The 16,262-nt window shown below is 65.9% G+C and carries 14 protein-coding genes; 4 read left to right on the plus strand and 10 right to left on the minus strand.

All coding sequences use genetic code 11. The annotated features are described in order from the left end of the window. Nucleotides 1–399 precede the first annotated feature (399 nt). The 3 genes from ACVPT3_RS06040 (at nucleotide 400) to ACVPT3_RS06050 (ending at nucleotide 2,565) form a co-directional block, all read left to right on the plus strand. Nucleotides 400–1,458 (plus strand): AraC family transcriptional regulator, encoded by a 1,059-nt coding sequence (locus ACVPT3_RS06040; protein WP_492043262.1) that lies wholly within the window; start codon nucleotides 400–402, stop codon nucleotides 1,456–1,458. Nucleotides 1,459–1,541: 83 nt separating this feature from the next. Beyond that, the gene (locus tag ACVPT3_RS06045; protein ID WP_492043263.1) at nucleotides 1,542–2,258 is read left to right on the plus strand and encodes a CPBP family intramembrane glutamic endopeptidase, BDIM_20840 family; all 717 of its coding nucleotides are present in this window, start codon (nucleotides 1,542–1,544) and stop codon (nucleotides 2,256–2,258) included. Nucleotides 2,259–2,412: 154 nt separating this feature from the next. After that, complete coding sequence (locus tag ACVPT3_RS06050) at nucleotides 2,413–2,565, plus strand: carbonic anhydrase (RefSeq protein WP_492043264.1); 153 nt, start codon at nucleotides 2,413–2,415, stop codon at nucleotides 2,563–2,565. A gap of 206 nt (nucleotides 2,566–2,771) precedes the next feature. Here ACVPT3_RS06050 and ACVPT3_RS06055 read toward each other — a convergent pair whose 3' ends face one another. From ACVPT3_RS06055 to fepB, 10 genes are all read right to left on the minus strand, one after another. Continuing rightward, a complete protein-coding gene (locus ACVPT3_RS06055; RefSeq protein ID WP_492043265.1) occupies nucleotides 2,772–4,808 on the minus strand; it encodes an alpha/beta hydrolase family protein in 2,037 nt (678 codons plus the stop codon). A gap of 59 nt (nucleotides 4,809–4,867) precedes the next feature. After that, entirely contained in the window at nucleotides 4,868–7,984 is a 3,117-nt protein-coding gene (locus ACVPT3_RS06060; RefSeq protein WP_492043266.1) for a TonB-dependent receptor domain-containing protein, read from the minus strand. Between the two features lie 104 nt (nucleotides 7,985–8,088). Further along, nucleotides 8,089–9,033, minus strand: coding sequence for a FecR family protein (locus tag ACVPT3_RS06065; RefSeq protein ID WP_492043267.1), 945 nt, complete (start codon nucleotides 9,031–9,033; stop codon nucleotides 8,089–8,091). Further along, nucleotides 9,030–9,503, minus strand: a complete 474-nt coding sequence (locus ACVPT3_RS06070; RefSeq protein ID WP_492043268.1) for an RNA polymerase sigma factor — start codon at nucleotides 9,501–9,503, stop codon at nucleotides 9,030–9,032. Before ACVPT3_RS06070 ends, ACVPT3_RS06065 begins: the two co-directional genes overlap by 4 nt. A gap of 54 nt (nucleotides 9,504–9,557) precedes the next feature. Then, nucleotides 9,558–9,701: a hypothetical protein gene (locus ACVPT3_RS06075; RefSeq protein WP_492043269.1), complete on the minus strand. Its 144-nt coding sequence runs from the start codon at nucleotides 9,699–9,701 to the stop codon at nucleotides 9,558–9,560. Between the two features lie 133 nt (nucleotides 9,702–9,834). Beyond that, nucleotides 9,835–11,139: an NtaA/DmoA family FMN-dependent monooxygenase gene (locus ACVPT3_RS06080; protein ID WP_492043270.1), complete on the minus strand. Its 1,305-nt coding sequence runs from the start codon at nucleotides 11,137–11,139 to the stop codon at nucleotides 9,835–9,837. Continuing rightward, nucleotides 11,136–11,930, minus strand: a complete 795-nt coding sequence (locus ACVPT3_RS06085) for an ABC transporter ATP-binding protein (RefSeq protein ID WP_492043271.1) — start codon at nucleotides 11,928–11,930, stop codon at nucleotides 11,136–11,138. Before ACVPT3_RS06085 ends, ACVPT3_RS06080 begins: the two co-directional genes overlap by 4 nt. A gap of 67 nt (nucleotides 11,931–11,997) precedes the next feature. After that, a complete protein-coding gene (locus ACVPT3_RS06090) occupies nucleotides 11,998–13,038 on the minus strand; it encodes a FecCD family ABC transporter permease (RefSeq protein WP_492043272.1) in 1,041 nt (346 codons plus the stop codon). Between the two features lie 16 nt (nucleotides 13,039–13,054). Next, nucleotides 13,055–14,026, minus strand: coding sequence for a FecCD family ABC transporter permease (locus ACVPT3_RS06095; RefSeq protein WP_492043273.1), 972 nt, complete (start codon nucleotides 14,024–14,026; stop codon nucleotides 13,055–13,057). A gap of 77 nt (nucleotides 14,027–14,103) precedes the next feature. Beyond that, nucleotides 14,104–15,090 carry a Fe2+-enterobactin ABC transporter substrate-binding protein gene (gene fepB / locus ACVPT3_RS06100; RefSeq protein ID WP_492043274.1) on the minus strand — a complete coding sequence of 329 codons (987 nt, stop codon included), beginning with the start codon at nucleotides 15,088–15,090 and terminating at the stop codon, nucleotides 14,104–14,106. 188 nt (nucleotides 15,091–15,278) lie between these two features. Between fepB and ACVPT3_RS06105 the strand changes: the two genes are divergently transcribed. Then, nucleotides 15,279–16,259 carry a helix-turn-helix transcriptional regulator gene (locus ACVPT3_RS06105; RefSeq protein WP_492043275.1) on the plus strand — a complete coding sequence of 327 codons (981 nt, stop codon included), beginning with the start codon at nucleotides 15,279–15,281 and terminating at the stop codon, nucleotides 16,257–16,259. Nucleotides 16,260–16,262: the final 3 nt, after the last annotated feature.

A 16,262-nucleotide genomic window follows, 5' to 3' on the forward strand; every position in this document is an offset into this window, starting at 1 on the left:
GCGAATTTCCAACGACCGACGAGCCGCCCTTACCGGAGGGGGAGCCGGCGCATGGGGGCTCCACCGCGAGCCTCCTCCCGTCAATCGCCGTGCATCCGCCGGGCCAGCTCCCAAACGTCAAACCCCGGCGAGGGGGACACGGTCGCTATGTGAAGTCAACAGTCACTCACGAGTGGGTTAAGGTCGGGCGGTGACAAACGCCCTTTTTTGCGCGGGTTTCGACTACGAAGCTGGTCGCCCGCCGGGTGTTCAGAAGGCGCGAACGTCGCATTTCAGGACCGAAGGTTATGTCCGCTCCTGGCGCAGGGTTGCAGCAATGGATAGCTTGCCATTGCCACTTGGTGATCTCGGAGCCTGGGCGTAAAGCGCGCGCTGATCTCCATCAGGCGAGGAGGGGGCTTGCAGCAGTTCGACGTCATCGTCCGCGTCGCCGGGGCCACTCTGCTGATCGTGGCCGCAGTCACGCTCTGGCGGCGAGGGCGGCGGGCTGATCATATCTGGTTTGCGCCCTTCGCGATCTGCCTCTGCGGTTACCTTGCCGGGAACACCACGTTGGACGCGCTCCAACTGGACGGCCTTGCGGGGCGCATCGCGGTTTTGCTCGCCGGCTTCACCGCCGTCTTCCTCTGGTGGTTCTGCCTGTCCCTGTTCGACTGGACCTTCAGGCCGCGCGGCGCCGTGCTGGCGCTCGGCCTGGCGTGGATTGTAATCGCCGCCATTGATCGGGGCGTGGTCGGGGCCGGACTGGCGGGGCATGGGCTGTCCTGGCTGCTCATAGCCATCGGCTTCGCCATGATGGCCCATCTGGCGTGGAGGCTTTACCAGGACCGAAACGGCGACCTGCTTGATCGTCGGCGGCGGGCGCGTCTAGTGGTGGCGGCGTGGCTTGCGGGCCTTCTGGTCGTCGACCTGATCGTCGATGTGGCGCTGGGGCTGGACTGGAGCGCGCAGGCCTACGCCATCGCCCAGAACCTGGCCTGTCTGAGCTTCGCGGCTTGGCTTCTCAGCCTTATGGCGGCGCCGGGAGGGCGGCCCGGCGGATCGGCCATACCGGAGTTGTCGCCGGCGCCATCCGACCTGGACGGTCTCGGCGCACGGCTGCGCCAATTGGTCGAGGTCGAGAAAGTCCACCTGGATCCGGGTCTCGATCTGGCGACCTTCGTCCAGAGGATGGGGGCGTCCGAACGCGCAGTGCGTCGGCTGATCAACCACCAGCTCGGCTACGACCACTTCCGCACCTTCCTCAACGCCCAGCGGCTGGTGGAGGCGCGTCGCATGCTCGCCGATCCCGGACGGCGGGACGACAAGGTGATTGCGATCGCCATGGACAGCGGGTTCGCCTCTCTGCCGTCGTTCAACCGTGTGTTCCAGGCGGCCGAAGGCGTGCCTCCCAGCGTCTGGCGGCGGGCGGCGCTCGCCCGAGCAGCGGACCCCGGAGATCGCCCCGCCGTGTTCTGAGAGGCGTTTCGCCGTCTTTCGAGAAGCCGACAGGTCGCCTGTCATCGCAGGATTTGCTTCATCGCAGATCAAAGGAGCACGGCGTGGACGGCTTTATTGGAATTCTGGGCGTCATCGCCTTGATGCTCGGCGCGGGCGTCGCCCTGGGGCTGCTTCTCCCAGGGCGAGTGTCGCTCCGCTGGCTTCTCGTCGCGGCCGGGCTCGTTCTGCTCAATGACGCGATGCTCACCAACGGCTATGGCCTGTTCCCCGGCGTGCTGCCTGACAGCGACTGGAACTGGCAGGGTAAACTCCTCGCCTTGGCCGCCTCCCTTGGGGTCGTTGTCTCGCCCGGCTTCGGCCGACGCGAGGTCGGTTTGACCCTGCTTCAGGCGCCCGACGCCCTGAAGAGCGCCTTGCCCGTCGCCGGGCTCTATGTCGCCTTGTTCATCGGCCTGGCCGTGCTGTTCCCGAACGACCGGGCCTCCGGTGAGACGCTCGCTTTCCAGCTGACGATGCCAGGCCTGGAGGAGGAACTCTTCTATCGCGGGGTCCTGCTCGTCGCCCTGGGGCGGGCCTTCGCCGGCCGGGTGCGCTTGCTCGGCGTGGACTGGGGTCTCGGCGCGCTCATGTCGTGCGCTCTTTTCGGTCTGGCGCACGCGTTCGGTTTCAGCGACGGGCGTTTCTCACTGGAACCGCTGACCTTCGCTCTGACGGCCCTCCCGTCGCTGATCGCCGTCTGGCTGGCGCTGAGGACCCGCAGCCTCCTGCTGCCCGTCGTGCTGCACAATTTCGGCAACGCGATCCTGATCCTGCTCTGATCGCGAGTGAAGTGCGGTTCCGCGCACGGGATCACCGAACTTCAAGTTTGTCCCTCCTTGAAGGCTATCATCGTTCCCGAAATACGGTCTGGCCAAAGAAAGCGCAGTTGTTGGGAGGCTAGCTTGAAGTTGGCAGCAGTCCGCGACGGCAATCGTGGCCTGTTGCGATGCCCGTATCGATCCGCAGACCATCTTCGATGCTGAGCTTGGCGCTCTATACGTTATTCGCAATGTCGTCGGCCTCGTTCCTCCTATGCCCCCGATGAGGGCTGTCACGGGACGACCGCAGCGCTCGAGTGTGCTGTAAGATTCTCGATGTTCGTCGTATCGTCGTTCTGGGGCATGCGAATTGTGACGGCATCCACGCCCTGGTCCACTGCCGTAGACGTGCTTGCCGAAGAGCGTGAAGATTCGCGCAGTTTCGGCCGTCGTGAGGTCGGACGCCGGAACAGTGATCCGGTGCTGAGCTGCGGCGTCATCGGGCCGATCAAGGAGCATACAGTCCGCGTCGGCTCAGTCGCCTGTCTTGTCCTGCTCTTCGGTCTCGGCGTGCGGGGGAGCGGCCCAAACGTAGTCCTGGTCCAGCACGCGCTTGCTGAACCAGTCCATCTGCACATTCACCTGGAACAGGCGATGCCGCAGTTCTCGGAAATTGTGGGGTTCGCGCGGCGCCAGATAGAGTTCGGTCTCTACGCCCAGCGCCCTCAGCGCCCTGTGCAGCATCACCGACTGGGTCCAGGGCACGCGCTCGTCCTCGGCTCCGGCCAGGATCAGGGTCGGGGTTTTGACCTTGTCCAGCTGGGATAGGGGAGAGTGTTCCGTATACAGATCACGTCGTGCATCCGAGCCGTAAGGCGGGGTCACGAACCACTCGCTGCGCTGCCAACGGGTGTCGGAGGTCAGGTACATCGAGGCCCAGTCGACCGCGCCCGCGCCCGAAGCGGCGGCCTTGAAGCGGTCGGTGACGGTGATCAGACGGTTGGTCATGTGGCCGCCGGCGCTCCACCCCATCACACCCAGTCGATCGGGATCGACCATGCCTAGCGCAATCAGATGATCGACGCCCGAGAGCACGTCCTTGTCGGCGTAGCGGAAATAGCCGCCGTTCATGCCCTGGAGGAAGGCGTCGCCGTAGCCTGTGCCGCCCCGATAGTTGACGGTCAGGGTCATCGCGCCTCGGGCGGCCAGCAGCGGGGTGAAACGACCGTAGGCGAAGATGTTGAACACATCCGACGAGCGCGGACCTCCGTGGTTCTGGATGATCAGCGGGTAGCGATGACCCGGTTGGTAATCCAGCGGATAGGTCACCAGCCCTTCCAGCGCCTGACCGTCGGGCGCGGTCCACTGGATCGCCTCCTGTTTCGGCAGGCGGAAACGGGTCGCGATGTCGTCATTGAGGTGGGTCACCTGCACCGGCGTCGGAGCGGCGGGGTCGAGCCGGAACACTTCGCCCGGCGAGACGGCCGAAGCCTTGAAATACACCACGGTCCTGCCGTCGCGCGTCACGCTGATGTCGCCGGCGGCGTGATCGCCGCGGGCCAGCGCACGCACGGCCTCGCTCTCGACATCGATGGCGAACAGCTCACGCCGCACGCCCGTGGTGGCGGCGATGTAGATCTCGCGGCCGTCGCCCGACCATACCGCGTCCTCGATCTCGTAGGGCAGGCCGTGAGCCAGCTCGCGTGGCGCGCCGCCGGACAAGGGGATGACGAACAGGTTCGGATTGACCGTGCCGTAACGACCGTTCTCGGCTGTGGCCAGAAACAGGGCCGAGCCGCCGTCAGGCGACAGGCGCGGGGTGTTTTCCTCGAAATCGTTGTCGGTCAGCCGTCGGGCTGGGCCTTGTCCGGTCTTGACCCACAATTCGGCCTGGCGGCTGTCATCCCGCAGGTCGGAGACGGCGCGGCGGTAGAGGATGGTTTCGGTGTCCGCCGACAGGTCGTAGGCCGCGACCTCGAACTCGCCTTCGATCACCGGTGCGACCCGGCCGTCCGCGACCGTGATCCGCCACAAACGATCGCGCGACTGCGGGCTCTCGAAGGCCAGCATGTCGTCCTTTTCGCGCTTGCGCCGGGCCAACGGCCTGGGGTCGGGAGCATTGGCCAGAAAGTAGATCGCGGAGCCGTCCGGCGACCAGCGCAGGTCCGATGGACTGGTGGGCAGCTTGCCCAGACGCCTGGGTTCGCCGCCGTCGATCGGAGACAGGTAGATCTGTCGGGCGCTGTCGCCGTCGCGTTTGGCGATGAAGGCGAAGCTTTCCCCGTCGGGGGACCAGGTTGCGCCCGAGGCCGGGCCTTCGATCATTCGTCGCGGGGCGGAGCCGTCGAGACCGATACGCCAGATGTCCTCCTGCACGAGGTTGGCGGCCCAGTCGACACGACCGACGGCGTAGAGAATGAAGCGTCCGTCGGGCGAGACCTTGGGATCAGACAGTTTCTCCAACCCGACCAGATCGGCGGCGGTCATGGCGCGCGGCGTTGACCAGGCTTGGCCCGACACAGATGCGAGCAGACAGCCGGCGGCGACGGCCGCCAGTCGGGAGAGGATCATCGAAGGCTCCGGAAGGGAGGTCTCGCCGACGCCCGAGAGCGCCGGCGAGAAGCGCCATGTTAGAAAGCGACCTGTACGCCCAGAGTATAGGCCCGACCGGTCACGCCGTAGACGGCGCTGTAGTTGTAGTCGTTGCCGGATTCCGTGCCGCTGGGCAGGAACGGGCCCTGGGTGTCGAACAGGTTCTTGATCGTGCCGAAGACGCGCAAGTCCTTGTTCTTCGGGTCCGGATAGAACCTCACCGCCAGGTCATGACGCCAATAGGCGTCGACGTTCAGATACAGAGGGTCGGTGACGCCGGCTTCGGCGAAGGCCGCCGCCAGATCGTTGTCGTCCACCGCTTCACCGATGTAGGCCGTCGTCCATTTCACGTTCCAACGACGGTCGCGCCAGGCCAGGCTGCCCTTGGCCTCGTGCTCGGACGTGCCGACCTCGCCGAGGTCGTCCGCCAAGGTGGTGCCGTCGACGCCCTCATAGCGGCTCTCCAGCTTCAGACGGCGGCTGTAGTTGAGCCCGACGGTGAAGTCGCCCGGCACCTTCCAGGCGTCCAGGTCGAAGCGGTATCGCGCCGCCACATCGACGCCGGAAGCGCGTAGATCGTCGAGGTTCTCTTCGAGGTTCAGGATCTTGGTGATCTGGCCCTCGGCGTCCCGGGTGATGACATTGCAGAAGCGGTTGTCGACGCCGCTGCTCGAACCGTAGCACTCGGCCATCAGCTGGCTGTTCGACAGCGACGAGATCGCATCGGCCACCTTGATGTCATAGTAGTCGACGCTCAGGTCGAAGCCGCGCAGGAAGGTCGGCTGGAACACCAGACCGACGGTCAGGGTGTCGGCGGTCTCTTCCTTCAGATCGGTATTGCCGCCGTTGGGCGCGTTGACGCTGGTGACTTCCGAGGTGAAGACGCCGTTCGCCGCAATGGCCGCCGCGATGCCCGGATCGGCCCGGCAGTTCTGGGCCACCGTACCGGTCGTGCCGGCCGTGACGCCGCTGCAGACATCGGTGATCGAGTCATAGTCGTCGCGCGGCGGCGAATAGAGCTCGGTGGTGTCAGGTGCGCGCTGGGCGCGGCTCCAGACCGTGCGGAAACGAAGGCTTTCGACTGGAGCCCACTGCAGGCCGGCCCGATAGCTGAGAGTCGTGCCGACGTTCTCGAGATTGTAGTGAGCGACGCGGAGGGCGCCGTCGATCTCGAGCTTGTAGATGAAGGGCAGGTCCTTCAACAGCGGGGCGGAGAATTCGGCGAAGGCTTCCTTCGCCTCGATCTCCCCGCTGTATTCGGGAATATAGGCGAGGCTGGCCAGGCCGCTTTGCGTCAATGCGTCGGTCGTGGTGCTGGTCTTGTCGCGGCGCAGTTCGAAACCGAACGCCGTCGCGACGGGGCCGGCCGGCAGTTGGAACAGTTCACCGGTCATGTGGCCTTCGACGGTGTCCTGTCGATTGTGCGGCTTGTACCAAAGGTTGGCGCGAATGTAGTTGGCGGCTTCCTCGCTGATCGAGCCTACGCCGAACAGGTTCAGGGGCACGCAGCCGTCGGCCCGCGCCGTAGCGTCCTTGCACTGGATATCGCCGGTGGCGGCGTTCACTTCAGCGTCCAACGCATAATCGACGTTGGCCATGTTCAGGGCGTTCTCGCGAATCTGGTAGCCCTTGTATTCGCCATAGCCGTAGGTCAGGGCCCAGTCCCAGTCACCGAACACCTTGCCTTCGGCGCCGAGCCAGCCGCGCAGCGTGGTGCGGCGGTTATAGATCTGCAAGTTGCCCACCTCGGTCATCCGGCGACGGAAGCTGATCGACGAGGTCGAGGACGAATAGATCTCCGAAGGCACATAGGGGTTGCTGCGGGCGATGTTGCCGATCGAGTATTCGTCGTTGACGCCATAGGTCGACGAATTGCTCAGGGTGGCGGCCGCACGCGTCGAGTCGGTCGTGACCCGGGACGCCTGGAACTGGCCCCAGACCTTGATGTCCGGAGTGACGTCGTAGGTGACCTTGACGGCGGCGGACAAACGCTCCGCCGGCGTGATCAGGGTGCCGTCCGCGCGGGTTTCATAGCCGTTGACCGCTGTGACGAAGTTCCTCTGCAGCCCCTCATCGTCATAGTAGAAGCTGCTGCTGCGGAAACGGCCGCCGGGCGTATAGGTCGACAGATCCGGCGACGACACGGTGTTGGTGTCGGGGTCGTAGACCACCGACTGGGTGGCCCAGTCGCGGTCCGACGCATAGAGGGCTTCCTGCTTCTCGAAGGTCCCGCCGATCATCGCGAACAGTCGATCGTTCAGGAAGCGATTGCCTCCGGCCAGCGAGAATTCGGTGCTTTCGCCGCCGCCGTCTTCCGTGAAGCCCTTCACGACCCGGGCCTTCACGCCGTCCATCTTGCTGGTGGTGATGATGTTGACCACGCCCGAGACGGCGTCCGAACCATAGACGGCCGACGCGCCGCCGGTGCTGATCTCGACGCGATCGACGAAGAACTCGGGGATCGAGCTGAGGCTCACCGTGTTCATGTTGCCGGCGTTGGAGACGGTGCGGTGCCCGTCGATCAAGGTCAGGGTGCGGTTCTGACCGAGCGAACGCAGGCTGACGGTCGAAAGGCCGTTGTCCTGGACTGCCGACTGGCTGGTCGACAGGTTGACGCCGATATCGACGCCGGGCAGGTCGGTCAGGGCTTCCGCGAGGTCGGTATAACCGCTTTCCAGCAGGTCGTCGCGTTCGACTTCCACGACTGGCGACGGGCTGTCGAAGCTGGTCCGACGCAAGCGCGAACCGGTCACCACCACTTCTTCAACCTGAGTAGCAGAGCTTTGATCTACAGTCTCGAACGAGGCTGGCTGTACGGTGGCGGGGGGCGCTGAGCCCGGTGCGCGCACGATCAGCGCGCCCGAACCGTCTTCAACCACCTCAAGACCCGCGGAACCGGCGAGCCGGCGCGCCGCTTCAAGCGGCGTGTAGCGACCAACGACGGCGGACGCGCGGTGACCGGCCACGTCTCTGGCCGAAAACAGAATATTGGCGCCGGTCTCCTTGCCGAGTTCGCGCAAGGCGTTGTCCAGCGGCTGGGCCTGCACGTCCACGCTTACGGCCTGCCCCCAGGCGGCGCCGGCGACCAACAGCACGCCCACGGCGGCCGATCCAGCCAACATCCGGCGCAGCCGGCCATCATTTCTCGTTATCATGAAAATTTTATCCCCTCTTGGCCCGATACCCCCAGGCTCAACAGGTTTGACGACGGCGGTTGAATTTTCCTCAGCAAGTTTTTTCTGAGGTTCGTCGAAGGCGCTCAAGCGCCGCGGCGCGGTTCGATCATCAGTCCGCCGCCGTTGGTTCGAACCTCGAGGTCGAGCAGAGTCGCGACCGACCGGGCGAAGGCCTCGTTGTCGCCGGCCTTGTAGACGCCGCTGATCCGCAGGGTCTCCAGCGATGGATCCGACAATACGATGCGGCGACGACTATAGCGGTTCATCTCCGCCAAGGCCTGGGGGAGGGGCAGGTCGTCGAATACGGCCTGGCCAAAACGCCAAGCCGTAGCCGACTGGACGTCGACTATCTCGCGCAGTGCGGGCTTCTGCCGGTTCATCACCAGTCTTTGGCCGGCGACGGCGACGATGCGGCCGAACGACTGGTTCGTGTCCGTCACCAACACCTTCCCCTCGACGGCCACGACAGACACCGCCGAAGACAATATGGAGACGCCGAAGGCGTCGCCGCCTTCGGAGATGATCTCGCGTCCCTCGGCGTTCACCACAAGGGGTAGCGCCGGGGCGGTCGCCGAACGAAAGAAGGCTCGCCCCTTGCTCAGGTTCACTCGGCGTTGTCGGGCATCGACTTGCACCGAAAGGCGACTGTTGGCGTCGAGCAGAACCGAGGCGCCGTCATCCAGATGAAGGGTGCGGGTCTCGCCAATGTCGGTGGCGTACACCTTCGGCGTGAGAGCCAGCCAACCCAGACCGATGGCTGAAACACCGGCGCCGGTCAGCATCGCGCGGCGGGCCAGGTGCGTGGGCCCCCGCCGAGTCATCAAGGCGACCTCGGGGTCATTCTTCAATGCGCCCGTCAATTCCCACGTGGCGGTCAGGGCGTCGAAGTTGGCGCGATGATCCTCCGACCGCTCCAGCCAGGCCTGAAAACCGGCTTCGTCAGCCTTCCCGCGCGATTCGACATGCAGACGCGCGAGCCAGGCGGCCGCTTCGCGGCGGACGGCTTCCAGATCGCGCGCACGCTTCACCACTTCTCGGTCCATCCTGTCAGGAAAAGGGTGGCCTTGGCCACGTGCTTCTCGACCGCGCTGACCGTGATGTCCAGACGCTCGGCGATCTCCCGATACTTCAGACCTTCCAGCCGGTGAAGCAAAAACACTTCTCGGGTGCGCGGGCTGAGCCGGGTCAAACCCTGTTTGAGACGCGCCAGACGCTCGCGCGCGCGCAGAACCTCGTCCTGCAAAGGATAGGTGTCGACGAACGCGTTTTCGAGGAGATCCAGAGTTTCCTGCGGGCGACGAGCGCGCTGACGGCGTTCGTCGATCGCGAGGTTCACCGCCGCCCGCGCCACGAACGCTTCCGGATTGGCCAGGACGTTGTCGCGCCGATACTCGAGCATCCGCACCATGGCGGATTGCACGACATCCTCCGCGCCGACAGGATCGTAGGTGATACGTGTGATGCGGCGCACCAGTCCGCGCCAGCCTTCGTTCTTCAACTCAGCCGCCCCCAGCATGCCCCGCAGGCATCTTTCCAAGGCTCGGTGCGTCGGTCAACGGCTTGTGATCACGGAGCTGAGCATGTGGCGCAAAACTGTCACGTCGAGCAGGGTCGGGCCGCCCAGCGCCATCGTGCTGCGATAGACGGCCGCCTGTTCCTCGATCTCCTCGGCGATCAGCAGGGCAGTTCCAGGCATGGCGCGACGCGCGTGGTCGGTCCTGGCGCGAAACAGACTTGGGAGAGATGAAGCCGCTCTGCGCGCAAGTGGCGTACGGTGAAGCCTTCCACCGGCTAAATATCCGGCCTGTTCCCTCGAAGCACTCCAGGCCTTAAATTCCCAAATGCTCCGCGAAATTCCCGCCGCGATAGTCGGCGTCAAACAGGCCGTCCTCGATCAGTTGCGGCACCAAGCGCTCGAACAGCAAGTCCATCGATCGCGCCGATCCGCCCGGAAGGGCGATGAAGCCGTCGCCGGCGCCCGCTTCGAACCACCGGGCGATCTCGCGGGCGGCGTCCTGTGGCGTGCCGACAAACAGCCAATGCGCTGACCCGGAGACTTCCGGACGATCCAGAAGCTCGCTCACCGTCGGCGTCTCCCGTTCGATCAGTCTGCGCAACAGGTCCGCATGGGTGCGGCTGCGCACGGGCCGGTTCAGTTTCGGCAGCCTGTCCGGCGTGATCGGCATGTCGGCGGGCAGGGCGCTGACGTCCAGACCCAGGTTCTCCAGAATATAGGCGTGCTTGCGCTGCAGATTCTGTCCGGCATGGGTTTGCGCATACAGGTCGCGCGCCTCCGACTCGGTGTCGCCCAGAAACAGGCTTAGCCCCGGCAAGACGCGCAGATCGTCGGGATCGCGGCCGTGCGCGCTGGCCCGCGAGCGAAGATCGGCGCGCAGATCGACGCCGGCGGCGATGTCCGGCGCTGCGGCGAAGACGCCATGAGCGACACGCGCTGCGAAATCCCGTCCCCATTCCGATGCCCCGGCCTGGAAGAAGGGAATCTTGGCGCCGGGATAGGTTGGAACGGTCAGGGGGCCCTCGACCGAGAAATGGCGGCCGCGATGATGAATCGGCTGCACCTTGTCGGCATTGGCGTAGAGGCCGTTCGCGCGATCCAGCACCAGCGCCTCGTCCGGATAGCTGGCCCACAGGGCTTGCACGACGTCGGTGAACTCACGCGCCTTGGCGTATCGATCGGCCGACGAAAGCATGGGCTCGTCGCCGAAATTGTCGCTGCCGTCCATCGAGGTGACGATGTTCCAGCCGGCGCGGCCCCGGCTCAGCCAGTTGAGCGACTGGATCTGCCGCGCCACCACATAGGGCGGGTAGAAGCTGGTGGAGGCGGTGGAGACAAGGCCGATGCGCTGGGTCTCCTGCGCGATCGCCGTCAGGAGCAGGCTCGGATCCAGACTGCTGAACCCCGGCGCGCTGGACAGTCGCGACGCGTCGAGAAAGAGCGAGTCAGGCCGGAACAGAAAATCCAGCTTGGCCGCCTCCGCCCGCTTGGCGATGTCGATGTAGAAATCGGCGCAATGGATGTTTTCGATGCCGCTGTCGGGGCGCCGCCAGCCTTCGCCGTTCAGCCAGGTGATCGCCAGTGACAGACCAATACAAAGCTTGCCCGACCGGGTCATGACGCCTCCTTTTGGGAATATGAAACCGTTTGCGGCGCGCCGCCGCCGCCGCTCCCCGCCCCCCCGATGGTGGGGACGATCAACGGCGTGCCGGTGACGGGGTCGCGCAAGACCATGCAGGCCAGGCCGAAGACCTGGTCGATCCGCTCTGGCGTCAGGACGTCGTCCGGGGCGCCGGCGGCGACGATGGCCCCGTCCCGCATGGCGATGACATGGTCGGCGTATCGCGCCGCCTGGTTCAGGTCGTGCAACACCATCACCAGGGTCTTGCCGTGGTCGCGATTGAGGCTTCGGCAAAGCTCGAGCACCTCGAACTGGTGGGCCACGTCCAGATAGGTCGTCGGCTCGTCAAGGAGCAGGACCGGCGTTTCCTGGGCGAGTACGAGCGCCAGCCAGACACGTTGACGCTGACCGCCGGACAGCTCGTCGACGATGCGGTCGGCCAGATCGGCGACCTGGGCCTGGGCCATCGCTCGCCGCACCGCCTGATCGTCCGCCTCCGACCACTGGCGCAGCAGCGTCTGATGCGGATAGCGCCCGCGGGCGACCAGATCGGCCGCCGTAATCCCATGCGGCGCGCTGGCCGACTGCGGCAGATAGGCCAGGGTGCGCGCCAGGGCCTTGGCGCCATAGTCGCGGATGTCTCGACCGCCCAGGAATATCTGGCCGGCGCTGGGGGGCAAGAGCCGTGACAGCGCGCGAAGAAGAGTCGACTTGCCGCAGGCGTTGGCGCCGATGATCACGCTGATCTGGCCCAGCGGGATGTCCACATCCAGATCACGTGAGACCACGCGCCGGCCATAGGAGAGCCCAAGGGCTTGTCCGCGAAGGAGTATGTCTACGGGGTAGGGCATCAGGTCACAGCGTGCGCGATCGGCTGAGCAGCCAAAGGAAATAGACGCCGCCGATCAGGCCGGTCATGCGGCCGATCGGAAGGGTGGCGTGAAACGGCAGAGCCTGGGTGACCAGATCGGCCAGAAGCACCAGGCCCCCGCCCATCAGGGCCGCCGTCGCGACGGGCACGCCCCGCGACAGGCTCAACCGCTTGGCCAGTTGCGGCGCGGCGAGCGCGATGAAGGCGATCGGCCCAGCCGCGCCGGTCGCCAGGGCGGCCAGGGTCACGCCGATTGCGACGGCGAACAAACGCGTGCGGTCGACTGCGATTCCAAGCTGCCGGCCGAGGTCGTCCCCCATCTCCATGATCGCGAGCCGACGGGCCAGCGCCATGGCCAGCGGCGTAAGGATGACCACGGCCGTCATCACCGGGACGGCGTGATCCCAGGTGCGGGCGTTGAGCGAACCGGCGAGCCAGAGGTTGGCCAGAACCGCGCTGTCGAGCTTTCCTTGCGACAGAAGCAGCCCATTGAGCGCGGCCAGGGTGGCGCCGACGCCGATCCCGACGAGCACGAGCCGATCACCGACGATCCTGCCGCCCGTCAAAGACAAGAGATAGACGATCACGGCTGCGGCCAGACCGCCGCAAACCGCCGCGGACGCAATGCCCAGGGGCTGCTGCCCGACCAGCATGATCCAGGCGATCGCCCCTGTCGCCGATCCGGTCATGAACCCGATCACATCGGGCGAGCCGAGTGGGTTGCGCGACACCGACTGGAAGATGGCGCCGGAAACGCCCAGGGCCGCCCCGACGAAAAAGCCCGTCGCCGCCCTGGGCAGACGAAGGCCCAGAATAATCCTGCGGTTGCTTTCCTCTCCGCCGCCGCTGAACAGGATTTCGGCGATCTGGCTCGGCGCGATCTCTATTCGCCCCATGGTCAGCAGACCTGCGGTCAGGCCGACCGTCAGCAGCGCCAGAAGCAAGGCGACCGTCATTGTCCGCGGGTGCAGACGCACGGCGATGCGGTTCGCCCTCCACACCGGCCCCACGACGCTGGCGGTCACGCGGAATAAAGCGCGATCACCCATGTCTCGCGAGCCTTCCCTTGCGGACCAGCGCGATAAAGAAGGGCGCCCCGATCAGGGCGACCATGACGCCGACATCGATCTCGCCGGACCGAATGATCAGCCGCCCGGCGCAATCGGCCGCGAGCATCAGGAGCGCGCCGATCAACATCGCATAGGCGATCAGCCAGCGATGGCTCGGCCCCACGACCGCCCGGGCGACATGGGGTGCAGCCAGGCCCAGAAAGCTGATGGGCCCTGCCGCGGCGGTCGCCGCGCCGGCCAGAAGAACGACGGCCAGGGACGCAAGCGACCAGACCGCAGCCGGGCTCGCCCCGAGACCACGCGCCAGATCATCCCCCAGAACCACGGCGTCCAGCGCGCGGGCCAACGCCGCCAAGATGGCCAGACCGAGCCCGACGAGAACCGTCACCGGCGCCAGAACCTCATAGCCCCGGCCCTCCAGCGATCCGACAGCCCAGTGACGGAACCGATCAAACACCTCGGCGTCGCTGTTGACGGTGATGATCTGGGTGAGCGCGAGCAGGACAACCGACAGGGCCGATCCCGTCAGCACCAGCCGCACGGGGCTAAAACGTCCCATAAGCCCGCCCAGCAGGACGACGGCGAGCCCGGCGAGCGCCGCGCCGACAAGACCGCCGAAGATCGAGCCTGCGACGCCCGAACCGCCGAAGCCGGCGATGGCGACCACGACGCCAGCCGCCGCACCGGCGTTGACGCCGAGCAGTCCGGGTTCAGCCAGCGGGTTACGGGTCAAGGCCTGCATGACGACGCCCGCCGCCCCCAGCGCCGCACCGGCCACAATGGCGACCAGGGCCCGGGGCGCGCGCAGATACCGGATCAGCAGATGATCACTGTTCGTGGGATCAAAGGCGACAAAGCCATGCCAGGCCGTTGCGGCAGTGATGGCGCGCGCGCCCAGTAGCAGGCTGCCCACGGCCAACAGGGCCAAAAGGATCAGGCCCAAAACCAGGCCCGCGCCCGGTCCTCCAAGTCTGCGGGCCCAGGGTGAGCCAAGAGCGCCACGCCCTCCTCGGGCCGTAATCACCGCTCGAAGGCCTTGGTCAGACCATCGACGATCTCGGTCGCGCTGTAATAGTCGATCCGAAAGGAGTTGGCGCCCAGCCCATGGACCTGTTTCTTGCGGACAGACGGCAGGTTGGCGAGGACGGGATCGTTCAGGAAGGCGGCGGCGCGGCTATCGTCGACCCGCAACAGAAACGTCGTCTCCGCCTTCAGCTTGGTCAGGTTTTCATACTGCGCCCACACGAAGTCCGTGCGGGGTTCGGGCGTGCTGTGCCAGCGAGGATCGGGGTTCTCGACCTTGAAACCCATGGCTTCCAGCAGTTGCCCATGCACACCGTCGCTGGTCGCGATGGGATTACGCGCGCCCGGCCCGTTGTAGCTGATGATATTGACCATCCCGGCGGGCGGCGCGATCCGGCTTCTGGCGTTGGCGACATAGTGGTCGAAGTCGGCGATCCGGGCGGCGGCCTGCGCCTCAAGCCCGGTGGCCTGACCCAGTTTGACGGCAAGGCTTTGCCAGGTCTGGCCGCCGTAATCGAGGACGATGGTGGGGGCTATGGCCTGAAGCTCGGCGAGATGCTCGCGCGCCGAGTCCGCGCCCCCCGTGGACACCACGATCAGATCCGGCCTCACCGACTGGGCAGCCTCAAGGTCGATACTGCCCGCGGGCCAGACGTTCTCGACGCCTCGCGCGTCGGCGACGTCCGCCCATTGCGCGAAGAAGACGCCGTTGGCCGCCGAGGTGCTGGCCACGACCGGCGCATTGATCGCCAGCAGGGTTCCGGTGATCGAGGTGGATGTCGACAGGATACGGCGCGGCTTGGCGGGAATGTCCGTGAAGGTGCCGTCGGCATTGGCGAAGTGACGACGCCACTCGCCGGTGGTCTGCGTCTCGGCTGGGACCGCTTTTCGATCACAGGCCGCCAAGCCCAGCGTCGCCAGGCCCAGCGCCGCCATCAGGACGATAAGCCCGGCAATTCGGATCGGGCGTGACGCGGCAAGCATGTGGGTTCCAATCGACCGGCGCCGACAGACGCCTTGAACTCGCGAGTAGTTATCATTAGCGATTATAGATCGGCTGGATCAACCGTCTTGGCTTTGGCCAGATCGGGAAATGCTGTCGCGAGATCGCACCGGCGAATCCGGCGTCTCGCGCGGCGCCGAGGCCTTAGGACGACGGAAGACCAAGTGCGATGAATTCCACCACGACCGCCGAAAGCCGGTTATCGATCTCGCAGGTGCTGGGCGAGGCCCATCGACGGTCCCTGCCTGCCCCTCGAGCGGAGGGGCACGCCCACCCGTCCGCAGTCGTGGCGGGCGCCTTGTGGGCTCGCGAGGTGCAGGCCGGCCTGATCGTCAACACCCACGACGTCACCTATCTTTCCAACTGCGCCTTCGACGCCGACAAGGAGCGCTCGCTCAGTTGCGGCCTGGTGCTGACCGGCGATGTGGTGCCGATCGCGCTGGACGGCTATCTCCCCGCTGGACAGGCGCTGAATCGACCGTTCGTCATGGGGTTTGGACAGTCGACCCCCTGCGGCCGCACCTGGCGGGCCGGCGCGAAAAGCCGGGGCGCCGGCTTCACCTTGACGCCCCGCTTCCTCGAACGATTTGGCGATGTGGCGGACGAGGATGGCCTGGCCGTTCTGCACGACTATCTGCGTCCTGGGTTCCACAGCACGGCTCTGCCCGCCTCGCATCGGCTGACGCAGATCGCGCACCGGCTTCTGGACAATCCCTATGGCGGACGGCTGGCCGATCTCTTCGCCGAAACCCATGCGCTGCAATTTGTGTTTGAGACCGCAATCCTGCTCCGTGACGAAGAGCGGGCGGTTCGACGGGTCGGACGCCTGAACTACCGACGCGCCAGCGAGGCCCGCGAAATCCTCGACGCCTCCCTGGCCCATCCCCCGAGTTCGCTTGAGCTCGCCCGGCGCGTAGGAATCAACCTGACGACCCTGCAAGCCAGCTTCAAGGGCGCGTTCGGCACGACCCTGTTCGGCTATGTGCGCGACCGGCGTCTGGAGATGGGCCGGGAGCTGATCCTGGAACAGGGCCTGGGCATAGCCGAGGCCGGCTATCGGGTCGGCTTCACCAGCCCGGCGGCCTTCACCGCGGCGTACCGGCGCCATTTTGGCCGGCCGCCTTCCGCTGAAGACCGCGCCGGCCAGTGACGG

The organism is Brevundimonas sp. FV1ps31S (assembly GCF_058681265.1).

What these genes read in the sequence shown, in the direction of transcription:
- ACVPT3_RS06055 (WP_492043265.1), bottom strand. Translation starts at nt 4,808, where the DNA reads ATGATCCTCTCCCGACTGGCGGCCGTCGCCGCCGGCTGTCTGCTCGCA.
- ACVPT3_RS06060 (WP_492043266.1), bottom strand. Translation starts at nt 7,984, where the DNA reads ATGATAACGAGAAATGATGGCCGGCTGCGCCGGATGTTGGCTGGATCG.
- ACVPT3_RS06075 (WP_492043269.1), bottom strand. Translation starts at nt 9,701, where the DNA reads ATGCCTGGAACTGCCCTGCTGATCGCCGAGGAGATCGAGGAACAGGCG.
- ACVPT3_RS06080 (WP_492043270.1), bottom strand. Translation starts at nt 11,139, where the DNA reads ATGACCCGGTCGGGCAAGCTTTGTATTGGTCTGTCACTGGCGATCACC.
- fepB (WP_492043274.1), bottom strand. Translation starts at nt 15,090, where the DNA reads ATGCTTGCCGCGTCACGCCCGATCCGAATTGCCGGGCTTATCGTCCTG.
- ACVPT3_RS06105 (WP_492043275.1), top strand. Translation starts at nt 15,279, where the DNA reads ATGAATTCCACCACGACCGCCGAAAGCCGGTTATCGATCTCGCAGGTG.